This is a genomic window from Alistipes sp. UBA1686 (genome assembly GCF_002320215.1).
In the GTDB taxonomy this organism is placed as follows: Bacteria; Bacteroidota; Bacteroidia; order Bacteroidales; family Rikenellaceae; genus Alistipes; species Alistipes onderdonkii.
On sequence record NZ_DCKA01000004.1, the window covers coordinates 16,009 to 27,628 of the forward strand.

Genomic DNA, 11,620 nt, shown 5'->3' on the forward strand with positions numbered 1-11,620 from the left:
ATATGAAAAGAGTGTTTAGCATCATTATTATTTTGGGGCTTGGATCAACTGTTTCCGCTCAGGATTACTATACGGGCCGGGATCGTATTACTGCAGACGGGATTACATTTTTGGCTTCTGTCTACCAGGGCGTAATTCTATCTTTGGCCAATATAACCAATACCCGGGAAAATGCACCGGAAGTTTATAAGGATGGCAGCCCTATCGAACCGGAATTCGAAGAATACGCCGTTGCGAATACGATCCCCGGATGTGTGGAAAAGGCTTTTACAGAGACTTTTACGCGGGAGGAGTATGAACTGTTGCGAACAGATGCAGAAGCCGTTCTTACAATAGGTTATGTCATTTCACCAGCGGGTGTTACGGAAGAAGTTTCGTTTACAATAGATTATGTTCCTTGTATGTTGGCTATTCCGCCATCCAAATTCGCATTGCTGGAAAAGAATCTCAAGCGATATGTGAAATGGGACGTTAATCTTTTCGGCCGGAAATTGCAGTTTATGCATGGGATGAGTTTTGTCAACTTTTCGAAGATACGCCTTCAATATCCGTCATCGGAACCTGAAATTCCGGACTTGACGGTGCCGACAGGGCCCCGCAATCCCGGGGATGAAGAGTTGAAACCTGCTCCGTGGAATTGACGTTGCCTTTTCGAGCGTGCGGCCCTCCGGGAGTTTTGCGATCGATTCTAATGATTATGGCAATTCAGCTTTTCCCGGCGATCACGAATTCGATCTCCCGGAAGAGGTATGCGTGCCGCGTGCCGTCGGCGTGGCGCAGGATCAGCTCGCCCGAGGGGCGTACGCCTTCGAGGACGGCCTCGACGAGCGTGCCGTCGGGGCGGCGGTAAGGGTGTGTTTCGCCCAGCCGGTACATGCGCTTCCGGTACTCTTCCTGCAAGGCCGCCTTTTCGCCCCGTACGAGCTGGTCGTAGCGGCCCATGCAGCAGGCATGGAAGGATTCGAGCACCTCGCGGCGGTCGAACGTGCGGCCGCTGGCGACCGCCATCGACACGGGGTTGGGCAGTGCGGGGTCGAACGCACGCTGGTTGACGTTGATGCCGATGCCCGCGATCGTCCGCGCGAGGGTCGGGCCCGAATAGCTGTGTTCGATGAGGATGCCGACCAGTTTTTTGTCGCCGACATAGATGTCGTTCGTCCATTTGATGCGGGCGTCGATGCCGAAGGCGGCGAAGGTGTCCGTAAGCGCCAGCGTGACGGCTTCGGAGAGCAGGAACTGTTCGCCGACGGGCAGGAACACGGGTTCGAGCACCAGCGTGAAGGTGAGGTTCTCGCCTTCGGGGCTCGTCCACGAATGCCCCCGCTGCCCGCGCCCGGCGGTCTGCCGTTCGGCCCAGACGATGTCGCCGTGGCGGTATTCCGGCCGCTTGGCGTCGTCGTTGGTCGAGGTGGTTTCTGCGATGCGGTAAATCATGTTATTGCTTGAAAAGTTCTCCGAGGGTTTCTGCGAGCGCCTTGCCCCGCAGTTCGCGGGCGACGACTTCGCCCGTCGAACAGTCGATCAGGTAGTTGGTCGGGAATTTGGTGACGGAGTAGAGGTCGCAGACACGCCTGTCGGCGTCCGTCAGGTTAATCCACGCCATCCCGTCTTCGGCGATGGCTTTTTTCCATGCCCCGGCGTCTTTGTCCGTCGACAGCCCGACGACTTCGAATCCCTTGTCGTGATAGGCCTCGTAGGCAGTCCTGATATGCGGCATCTCGCTGCGGCAGGGCACGCAGTCGGCGAACCAGAAGTCGAGCAGGAGGTAGCGGCTGCGTTTCATGACCTGGCTTAACGTGACCGGGTTGCCGCTGGCGTCGTTCGCCGTGAAATCCACGTATCGGGCGAGTTCCCGCGACCGGAGCACGCGCTCGATATGTTCGAGGGGGCGTTTCATCAGCCGGCAGGTGCGCAGGTGAGGCGGGAAGAGGCTGACGATCGAATCGACCCGGGCCCGCGAAATGTCCTTGTCGTAATGGATAACGCCGTCGACCATCGCCACTCCGAAGATATTGTCGGTGTTGGCCGCGAGGTTGCGCGCCGAGGAACCGATCAGGCTGTCGAGCAGCGCGGCGCGGTAGGCCTGGTCGTGGTCTTCGAAATTGTAGGCATGCAGCGCCCGGTTCACGAATCGCAGGTGCGCCCCGAAAGCGTCGTTGGCCGGGGTGCCGGAGGGATAGTACTCGATTTTGTCGTGGTTGCTGGACTCCTCGGCATTCAGGCGTCCCTCGATGCGGATATTGCCCGGCTCGATATAGAGCACCGCGGCGGTTTGTCCGTTTTTACGCACGAGGGCGGCTGCCGTCGGTTCGTCGTAGCGCCCCTTGTAACGGAACGAGCCGTCGGGGGCGGGAAGCACGGCGAGCGTGTCTTTCGTGACGGATTCGACCAGTGCGACCGAGTCGTTCAGCCCCTCGATATGTCCCGTAAGGGTATAGCGGAAGCCTGTCGGGCGGCATCCGGACAGCAGTGCCGAGGCAGTCAGCAGGAACAGTGTCTTTTTCATGGGGGGGGCGGTTCGCAGACCGGGGGTTATACCGATACGCCGAAGTCGCGCAGGGCGTCGTTGAGCGAGGTTTTCTTGTCGGTGGACTCCTTGCGCTGGCCGATGATCAGCGCGCAGGTGATGCTGTATTCGCCCGCGGGGAACTGTTTGCGGTAGCTGCCCGGGACGACCACCGAACGCGGCGGCACGTAACCCTTGTAGGTGACGGGCTCCGGCCCCGTGACGTCGATGATGTGCGTCGAGCCGGTGATGACGGTGTTCGAGCCGAGCACCGCCTCGCGGCAGACATGCGCCCCCTCGACCACGATCGAACGCGAGCCGATGAAGCAGTTGTCCTCGATGATGACCGGGGCGGCCTGCACGGGTTCCAGTACGCCGCCGATGCCCACGCCGCCCGATAGGTGGACGTGCCTGCCGATCTGGGCGCAGGAGCCTACCGTGGCCCACGTGTCGACCATCGTGCCCGTGTCGACATAGGCGCCGATGTTGACGTACGACGGCATGAGGATCGCACCCGGGGCGATGTAGGCGCCGTAGCGCGCCACGGCGTGCGGTACGACGCGCACGCCCAGCTCCTCGTAGCCGTGCTTGACCTCCATCTTGTCGTACCACTCCAGTTCCCCGGCCTGCATCTTGCGCATGGGCTGGATCGGGAAATAGAGGATGACGGCCTTTTTGACCCACTCGTTGACTTTCCATTCGCTTTTGGCCGGGTCGACGGGCTCCGCCGTGCGCAGTTGTCCTTTGTCCACCAGTTCCACGACTTGCCGCACGGCCTGCCGTACGGGTTCTTCGCTGAGCAGTTCCCGGTTTTCCCAGGCCTGTTCGATTATCTTTTTGAGTTCGCTGTACATGATTTTCGGTTGTTTTTGCAAGCCAAAGTTACGCAAAAACTTCGGTTTCCCGGCTTGTAGGGTGAAAAATAACCCTTTTGCAGGCCGGTAAGGGGAAAAATGTGTGTGGTTTCTTATTTTTTCCTAACTTTGCCACGATATTCACCCAAACTCCGGAATGCTATGATGAAATTGACACGCAAGGCCGTGGCCCTGGCGGGCGCGGCGGCGATGATGGCAAGTTGCAACCACATGAAGCAGATAAAACACATGCCCTACCCCGAGACGCAGCGCACCGACGTGGCGGACGACTATTTCGGGACGAAGGTCGCCGACCCCTACCGTTGGCTGGAAGACGACAATTCGGAGGCGACGGCGGCATGGGTCAAGGCCCAGAATGCCGTGACGCAGGATTACCTGTCGCAGATTCCGTTCCGCGACGCGATCCGCGGGCGGCTGACCCAGTTGTGGAATTACCCCAAGGAGGGCATCCCGGCCAAACACGGCGATGCGTGGTACTATTTCTACAACGACGGGCTGCGGAACCAGTCGGTGCTCTACCGTACGACGGCTCCCGGTGCGGAGGGCGAGGTGTTCCTCGATCCCAATACGCTCTCGGACGACGGGACGGTGGCGCTTTCGTCGGTGGCTTTTTCCAAGGACGGGAAATACTGCGCCTGCGCGGTGGCCGAATCCGGCTCGGACTGGGTGGAGATTCGTGTGATGAACACCGCCGACCGCACGTTCACGACCGATAAGATCAACTGGGTCAAGTTCTCCGGCGCCGAGTGGGCGCCCGATTCCAAAGGTTTCTATTACAGCGCTTACGACGCTCCTGAAAAAGGAGTGTTCTCTTCGCAGAACCAGTTCCAGAAAGTCTATTACCACCGCCTCGGTACGCCGCAGTCGGCTGACAAGCTGATTTATAAGGATGCCGAACATCCGCTGCGTTACTTCTCGGCATGGCCCTCGAAGGACGGCAAATGGCTCTTCATCTCCGCTTCGGAGGGTACGTCGGGAACCGAGATACTTTATAAGAAAGTTTCCGAGCCGAAATTCCGCACGCTGCTGCCGGGCTTCGAGGCCGATTACGCGCTCGTCGAGTGCCGTGACGACCAGCTCTATTACATAACGAACAAGGACGCGTCGAACTATGCGCTGATGAAGGTCGACCTGAACGCCCCTTCGGGCGTAACGGCGGTCATTCCGGAAAATGAAAAGAGCCTGCTCGAAAATGTGACCGCCGCCGGGGGATACTTCTTCGCCTCTTATTTGCAGGATGCGCAGAGCAAGGTCGTTCAGTACGGCTTCGACGGCCGGCCGGTGCGCGATGTCGCACTGCCGGGCATCTGCACCGCCTCGGGGTTCAAAGGCGAGGACGAGGCTGCCGAAATCTATTATTCGGTGTCCGGATACACGGCTCCCGCCACGATTTACAGGTACGATGTCGCCTCGGGCGAATCGACGCTGTTCAAGGCCCCGGAAGTGAATTTCGATCCCGCGCTGTTCACCACCGAGCAGGTGTTCTACACCTCGAAGGACGGCACGAAGGTGCCGATGTTCATCACGCACCGCAAGGATCTGAAGCTCGACGGCAAGAATCCGTGCTACCTCTATGCCTACGGCGGGTTCCAGATCAACCGCACGCCCGGTTTCCGTCCCTCGGCCATCATGTTTGTCGAGCAGGGCGGCGTCTTCTGCGAAGCGAACCTGCGCGGCGGCTCGGAGTACGGCGAGGCCTGGCACAAGGCCGGGATGCTGGAGAACAAACAGAACGTCTTCGATGATTTCATCGCGGCGGCCGAGTACCTGATCGCCAACAAGTATACCTCGAAGGACAAACTCGCCATCGCGGGCGGTTCGAACGGCGGACTGCTGGTCGGCGCCTGCGAGGTGCAGCGCCCCGACCTCTATGCCGTCTGCCTGCCGGCTGTCGGGGTGATGGACATGCTGCGTTACCACAAATTCACGATCGGCTGGGGCTGGGCCGTGGAGTACGGCTCGAGCGAAAACGAGGAACAGTTCGACTACATCTATAAGTATTCGCCCCTGCACAATATCCGCGAGGGCGTGCAGTACCCTGCGACGCTCGTGACGACCGCCGACCACGACGACCGCGTCGTCCCGGCGCACTCGTTCAAGTTCACCGCCCAGATGCAGCATTGCCAGGCGGGCGACGCCCCGATCCTGATCCGCATCGAGTCGAAGGCCGGGCACGGCGCAGGCAAACCCACTTCGAAGCGTATCGACGAGGAGGCGGACACCTATGCGTTCCTGTTCCAGAACATCGGGGTGCCTTATAAACCCGTTGCGAAGTAGTTTTCGGTATATTGCCGGCTGCCTTCACTGGCCATGGAAGGCACCGGCCGATTTTTAGTCAGGTTAGTAAAATAAGGTATAATGAAAGTCTATAAATTCGGAGGTGCGTCGGTGAGGAATGCCGACGGGGTGCGCAACCTGCGCAAGATTATCGACGATGAGCAAAACCTCTTCATCATTGTTTCGGCCATGGGCAAAACGACCAATGCGCTCGAAAAGGTGTTCGAAGGGGTGCAGAAGGGCGACAAGAATCTTTCGCTGGAGCATGTCGCGGCACTGCGCGAGTACCATGCCGGGATCATCGGCGACCTGTGGCACGGCCCCAAGCGGCTGGAGAAGGTCGATGCCCTGTTCGACGAACTGGAGCGCGTGGCTGTCGGTACGGTCTACAAGCCCGGGGATGCCGAACTGTGGTACGATACGATTGTGGCGTTCGGCGAGCTGGTGTCGACGACCATCATTTCGGAATACCTCAATTATGCCGGGGTGGCGAACCGCTGGATCGACATGCGCCGCTGCTTCCTCACGGAACAGCGCCACAAGGATGCGGGGGTCGACCTCGAAGCTTCGGAGCCGCTGCTGAAAAACGCACTGGCCGAGTGCGTCGAGAACATCTTCATCGGGCAGGGCTTTATCGGCGGGGCACCCGACGGGACGACCACGACGCTCGGCCGCGAAGGCTCGGACTACTCGGCGGCCGTGGTGGCGAACATCCTCGACGCCGAGTCGATGTCGGTGTGGAAGGATGTGGACGGCGTGCTGAATGCCGACCCCAAGATTTTCCCCGACGCCGAGCAGATTGCCGAGCTGAACTACCTCGATACCATCGAACTGGCATACAGCGGCGCGCAGATCATCCATCCCAAGACGATCAAGCCGCTGCAGAACAAGAATATCCCGCTCTACGTGCGTCCCTTCGGCGACAAACGCAAGCCGGGCACCGTGATCCGCGGCATGTCGGCGCCGGTCGTCGTGCCGATCCTGATCCTCAAGAAAGACCAGGTGCTGCTCACGATCCGCTCCCGCGATTTTTCGTTCGTGCTGGAGGAGAAGTTCGCCACGATCTTCTCGCTGCTGGAGCGTTTCCGCATCAAGACCAACCTGATCCACAACTCGGCCGTGAACCTGAGCCTGTGCGTCGATAATTCGTGGCATATCGACGAGGCGATCGAGGCGCTGCGCGAGGCGGGCTTCGACGTGATGAAGGCCGAGAACATGGAGTTGCTGACCGTGCGCGGCTATACCGACGAACTGTGGCGCAAGTACGCCCGCGGCCCGCAGGTGTTCGTGCGGCAGGCGACGCAGTCCACCGTGCGCGTGGTGCGCAAGCGCAGTTAGCGGCGGGATCGGACGGGGAACGGCGGATGCGCCGTGCCTGTATAAAACCGGAAGCGGCCCCGCGGGGCCGCTTCCGGTTCGCTATTTTATTTCGGAGCCTTGCCGCATGTTGCGCAGCACCGTCCAGGTCGAATCGTCGCGGATCGCGCCGCTGCGTTTCATGTTCCAGATCGTGCGGGCGATGTATTTTTCGATGTCGCGCTGGAGGCGTTTGTAGAGCGGGCATTTGGTGTAGTTCTCGTTGTCGAGCAGTACGTCGCGGATCGAACGCAGCGAGTTGGTGTAGTTCGCCATCTCGTTCTTGAGCGCCACGCCCTGCTTCTTCGAAGCCGTGATCTTGGCGATCGACATCGCCCGCAGCTTCTCGCACACGGAGTTCAGCAGGATCATCACCACGTTGTCCATCAGCGTGTGCCCGTGCATGAACAGGTAGGCGTTCTCGGGTGTCAGGCCGCGGCCCTTGAGCTGCTCCTCGAACTCCTTCATCGGCTCGATCATCTTCGGGTTGCGCTTGCGGAGCATCTCCTCGCGTTTGGCCACGTTGCGCCGGAGCCATTCGAGCGTTTTTTCGCCGTTGTCCGCCAGGTCGAGGTAGCCGATGCGCACCGCCGACTTGAAGTCGATGAGCGGAAAGACGTTCTCCGAGGAGAGCTGCGCCGAATAGGCGTACCAGAGGAACAGCGGGTAGATCGTGCAGGAATATTCATGCATGAAACGCACGAAATCGAAGATCCGGGTATCGTTCTTGGTGGCCTTGACGCAGACGTTGTGCAGCGAGGGGGCGTAGCAGAGGAAATTCTCGGTGGCGTAGGCGTAGGTGTGGAACATGTAGCGGGCGTTGTTGACCTCGCGCGACTGCTCCGTACGGTCGGCGAACAGGAAGTCGAAATCCGAGTCGACGCACAGGATCAGTTCGTCCGACGAGCGGGGGATCATGCCCATCAGCACCTTCTTGCCCTTGGGCAGGTCGGCGCGGTTGGGAACCGAGATTTCGAAACGCATGTAGGGGTTCTGGAAATGGTCGAAGATGCCGCGCCAGAAAGCCACGTCCTCGTAGCCTTCGACATAAACCTTCACGAGCCGCTGGTCGGGGTTGGCCGGCAGCGGTTTGGGCAGCTCTTCGAGCGTGGCCGGGCGCGTGAACGGGTTTAATTTGCGCAGTTTTTCGCGGAACTTTTTCGCCATACGCTAACAAAGGTAATATTTTATTATTTTTGCACAAAATAAGACGTCCTAAAAGGACGTTCGATTCCTACTATTCGAACAATATGGCAGACAACGATTGGAAAGCGAGGCTCGGGATGGTCTACTCGACCAACCCCGATTTTCAATATGACACCGGCACGGCCGAAGGGCCCGCGACATTGCCCCCGGCGCAGCAGGATCTGCGCGTGTGGCTCGACCGCAAGCAACGCGGGGGCAAGGTCGTGACGCTCGTCAGGGGATTTGTCGGGTGCGACGCCGACCTGCAGGAGCTGGCACGCCTGCTGAAAACCCGGTGCGGCGTCGGTGGCACGGCCAAGGACGGGGAGATCATCATCCAGGGCGACCACCGCGACCGCGTTGTGGAGATCCTCGCCAAGGGCGGCTACCGCTGTAAAAAAGCCGGCTCCTGAGATGCGCAGGCTGCTGTATACCGCACTGTTCCTGTGCGCCCTGGGTGTCGCGCCGAAAGCCCGGGCGCAGTATTACACGTGGGGTTCCGACCCCACGGGGCTGAAGTGGAGCACGATCCGCACGCCCGACGTGCGGATGATCTATCCCGATACCGTGTCGGGCGTGGCACGCCGCACGCTGTTCTACATCCGCACCGTGCAGCCCGACATCTCGTACGGGTTCCGCCACGGCCCCATGCGCATCCCCTTCGTCATGCACCCCGAGAATTTCCAGTCGAACGGGCTGGTGATGTACCTGCCCAAGCGTGTGGAGTTCCTCACTTCGCCGGCCATCGACGGCTATTCCATGCCGTGGTACAAGCAGCTCGTGGCGCACGAATACCGCCATGCGGTGCAGTATAACAACCTGAACCGCGGCGTGATACGCGCCCTGAGCTATATCCTCGGGCAGCAGGGCTCGACTATCGGCCTGTTGTGCATGCCGATATGGGCGATGGAGGGCGATGCCGTGATGTCGGAGACCGCCATGTCGTCGTTCGGCCGCGGGTTGCAGCCTTCGTTCTCGATGGGCTACCGTGCCATGGGGCGTGTGGGGCGCGATTACAAGGGGCGCCGCGACCGCCGCAACATCGACAAGTGGTTCTGCGGATCCTACCGCGACTACATCCCCGACCATTACGAACTGGGATACCAGATATGTTCTTATGCCTATGCGCGTTACGACGAGAACGTGTGGGACAGGGTGGCGTGGTTCGGTTCGCGCAACCCCTATATGCTGGCCACGACCCGCATCGCGCTCGAAAAATATTACGGCACGAATGTCCGTGAGCTTTTCCGCGAGACCTTCGACGCGTTGGAACGTCATTGGGATTCGCTGCCCCGAACCGGGGACAGCGCCGCGCCGCTCGTGGCGATGCCCGAAGGAAACTACACGACCTACCAGTGGCCGCTGCCGCTCAGCGACACGACGGTGCTGGTGCTCAAGACCGATTACGACCGTCCGTCGCGTTTCGTGCGGCTCGACACCCGTACCGGTGCCGAGGAGCCGGTGTGTTATACGGGGCTGGTCTCGACCCGCCCTGCGATGTACGGCGGGCGCGTATGGTGGACGGAGTACCGCCGTTCGAAGCTCTTCGAGCAGCGGGTCAACTCCCAGCTTTGCTACATGGATCTGGAGCGGGGGACGGCACGTACTTTCGTCGGGCGGCGCAATGCGCTCTATCCGACGCCGGCACCCGGGGAACTGGCCTGGGTCGAGTATAATCCCGACGGGACTTATACGGTCGTAGTGCAGCGCGACGGGCAGCCCGAGCGGCGTTTCGGCACGCCCCGCCATACCGAGATACACGGGCTGGCGTGGGACGACGTGACGCTGGCCTACTATGTCATCGTGACCGACGACGCGGGCATGTGGCTCGGACGCATCGACGACGAAGGGGTGTTCCCCCTCACCGAGGGGGCTTATATCACACTGAGCAACCTCAGGGCAGGCGGCGGAAAGCTCTATTACGGCTCGATCGCCTCGGGCAGGGACGAAGCCCACTGCTACGACCTGATGGCCCGCCGCGAATACCGCATCACCACGTCGGCCTTCGGTTCGTTTTCCCCGGCGCCGTGGCACGACGCCGCGGACGGCGAAGGGGTGTTGCTGACCACGTATGACCGCAGGGGGTACCGCGTCGCCGCACAGCGGGTCGCGGACAGTACGCTGGTCCCGGTCGCCCCCTCGAAGCTGCCGCTTAACGTCGTGAACCCCGAACGCAAGCGCTGGGACGTGGTGAACCTCGACACGGTGCGGTTCACCGGGGCCGATTCGCTACGTCAGAGCGGTACGTTCCGCGCCAGGCGCTACCGCAAGGTGCCCAACCTGGTGAACGTGCACAGCTGGATGCCCGTGGCGTTCAATCCCTTCGATGCCGTGGACGAGCATAATATCAACCTCAATCTGGGCGTTACGCTCCTGTCGCAGAACCTGCTGTCGAATACCGAGGCTTATGCCTCCTACGGCTGGAACCGCAACGAAGGGTCGCTCTTCAACCTCGGCGTGCGTTACTTCGGGCTGGGCGTGCACCTCGACCTGGACGCATCGTACGGCGGCAACCAGCTTTTCTATTCGCTGGTGTCGTACGATCCGCAGACGGGCGATCCCATTTACCAGAAGCGTCCCAGTCCCGACAAATACTACTCCATAGGGCTCGCCGCGACGCTGCCGCTCTATTTCCAGCGGGGGTACCACACCCGCCAACTGTCGGTGTCTGCCGGCTGGAACTATTCGAACGGCATGGTCGCCAACCTCGACAAGATCGAATGGGATCGCGGGCAGATCTCCAATATCCAACGCATCGGCTTCCGCAAGGGACTGCACAAACTCTCGTTCGGGCTCGGTTATTCCGACCAGGTGCGCATGGCGCACCGCGACATTGCGCCCCGGTGGGGTTATACGCTCAGCACGCTGTATACGTTCAACCCCGCGAACGTGCATTTCAGCGACCTGATCTCGTTCTTTGGTCAGGCCTACCTGCCTGGCCTGGCCGCCCACAACTCGCTGAAGGTGGCGGCCACCTACCAGACTTCGGTCGGCGGGTACAAGTTCCCTGCGGGCTATGCGCCCCTGAGCTACAAGTCGACGCGGCTCATCCCGCGCGGCTTCTCGTCGGCGGACATCGTGTCGAACAATTATACGGCCGTGTCGCTCGACTACCAGCTGCCGGTGTGGTATCCCGAGGGCGGCATCGGGTCGGTGCTCTATTTCAAGCGTATCCGGCTCAACGCAGGCGGCGACTACGCGCAGTTCCGCCGCCCTGCGGGCAAAGGCATGGATTGGCGGCGGATATGGTCGGTCGGCGGCGACATCGTGTTCGACATCAATGCTTTCCGCCAGCCTGCGTCGGCGACGTCGACCTTCAAGCTGTCGGTCTACCATCTCAGCACCGGGGGCGTCTGGTGGGCCGCGGCCGTGGGGCTGCCGTTCTGATTGTAATAAATTTTGTATCTTTAGCGCAAATTTC

The 11,620-nt window shown here is 60.5% G+C and carries 9 protein-coding genes; 5 read left to right on the top strand and 4 right to left on the bottom strand.

Translation table 11 applies throughout. The annotated features are described in order from the left end of the window. Positions 1–2 precede the first annotated feature (2 nt). Complete coding sequence (locus B3C38_RS00860; RefSeq protein WP_022332573.1) at positions 3–641, top strand: hypothetical protein; 639 nt, start codon at positions 3–5, stop codon at positions 639–641. A 64-nt stretch (positions 642–705) separates the two neighbouring features. Here B3C38_RS00860 and B3C38_RS00865 read toward each other — a convergent pair whose 3' ends face one another. Genes B3C38_RS00865 through B3C38_RS00875 form a run of 3 tightly spaced genes read right to left on the bottom strand, consistent with a single transcriptional unit; the run spans position 706 to position 3,360 of the window. Continuing rightward, entirely contained in the window at positions 706–1,434 is a 729-nt protein-coding gene (locus tag B3C38_RS00865; protein ID WP_032135336.1) for a biotin--[acetyl-CoA-carboxylase] ligase, read from the bottom strand. A 1-nt stretch (position 1,435) separates the two neighbouring features. Next, positions 1,436–2,506: a TlpA disulfide reductase family protein gene (locus B3C38_RS00870; RefSeq protein ID WP_286724333.1), complete on the bottom strand. Its 1,071-nt coding sequence runs from the start codon at positions 2,504–2,506 to the stop codon at positions 1,436–1,438. A 26-nt stretch (positions 2,507–2,532) separates the two neighbouring features. Then, positions 2,533–3,360: a 2,3,4,5-tetrahydropyridine-2,6-dicarboxylate N-succinyltransferase gene (locus B3C38_RS00875; protein WP_055204173.1), complete on the bottom strand. Its 828-nt coding sequence runs from the start codon at positions 3,358–3,360 to the stop codon at positions 2,533–2,535. Between the two features lie 162 nt (positions 3,361–3,522). Here B3C38_RS00875 and B3C38_RS00880 point away from each other — a divergent pair, with 162 nt between their 5' ends. Both B3C38_RS00880 and B3C38_RS00885 read left to right on the top strand, forming a co-directional pair. Then, positions 3,523–5,658 (top strand): prolyl oligopeptidase family serine peptidase, encoded by a 2,136-nt coding sequence (locus tag B3C38_RS00880; protein ID WP_286724340.1) that lies wholly within the window; start codon positions 3,523–3,525, stop codon positions 5,656–5,658. 81 nt (positions 5,659–5,739) lie between these two features. Further along, complete coding sequence (locus tag B3C38_RS00885; protein ID WP_286724343.1) at positions 5,740–6,996, top strand: aspartate kinase; 1,257 nt, start codon at positions 5,740–5,742, stop codon at positions 6,994–6,996. A gap of 81 nt (positions 6,997–7,077) precedes the next feature. On the opposite strand, the gene B3C38_RS00890 is transcribed toward B3C38_RS00885, so the two are convergent. Continuing rightward, a complete protein-coding gene (locus B3C38_RS00890; protein WP_286724346.1) occupies positions 7,078–8,181 on the bottom strand; it encodes a DUF4435 domain-containing protein in 1,104 nt (367 codons plus the stop codon). A gap of 83 nt (positions 8,182–8,264) precedes the next feature. On the opposite strand from B3C38_RS00890, the gene B3C38_RS00895 reads away from it, so the two are divergent. Together B3C38_RS00895 and B3C38_RS00900 are read left to right on the top strand one after the other, a co-directional pair. Continuing rightward, positions 8,265–8,612, top strand: a complete 348-nt coding sequence (locus tag B3C38_RS00895; RefSeq protein ID WP_117507143.1) for a translation initiation factor — start codon at positions 8,265–8,267, stop codon at positions 8,610–8,612. Between the two features lies 1 nt (position 8,613). Further along, entirely contained in the window at positions 8,614–11,586 is a 2,973-nt protein-coding gene (locus tag B3C38_RS00900) for a hypothetical protein (RefSeq protein WP_286724348.1), read from the top strand. Positions 11,587–11,620: the final 34 nt, after the last annotated feature.

Bases quoted from the DNA above. Each gene is read 5' to 3' on its own strand.
- B3C38_RS00885 (WP_286724343.1), top strand. From the start codon at position 5,740: ATGAAAGTCTATAAATTCGGAGGTGCGTCGGTGAGGAATGCCGACGGG.
- B3C38_RS00865 (WP_032135336.1), bottom strand. From the start codon at position 1,434: ATGATTTACCGCATCGCAGAAACCACCTCGACCAACGACGACGCCAAG.
- B3C38_RS00880 (WP_286724340.1), top strand. From the start codon at position 3,523: ATGATGAAATTGACACGCAAGGCCGTGGCCCTGGCGGGCGCGGCGGCG.
- B3C38_RS00870 (WP_286724333.1), bottom strand. From the start codon at position 2,506: ATGAAAAAGACACTGTTCCTGCTGACTGCCTCGGCACTGCTGTCCGGA.
- B3C38_RS00895 (WP_117507143.1), top strand. From the start codon at position 8,265: ATGGCAGACAACGATTGGAAAGCGAGGCTCGGGATGGTCTACTCGACC.
- B3C38_RS00860 (WP_022332573.1), top strand. From the start codon at position 3: ATGAAAAGAGTGTTTAGCATCATTATTATTTTGGGGCTTGGATCAACT.
- B3C38_RS00875 (WP_055204173.1), bottom strand. From the start codon at position 3,360: ATGTACAGCGAACTCAAAAAGATAATCGAACAGGCCTGGGAAAACCGG.
- B3C38_RS00890 (WP_286724346.1), bottom strand. From the start codon at position 8,181: ATGGCGAAAAAGTTCCGCGAAAAACTGCGCAAATTAAACCCGTTCACG.
- B3C38_RS00900 (WP_286724348.1), top strand. From the start codon at position 8,614: ATGCGCAGGCTGCTGTATACCGCACTGTTCCTGTGCGCCCTGGGTGTC.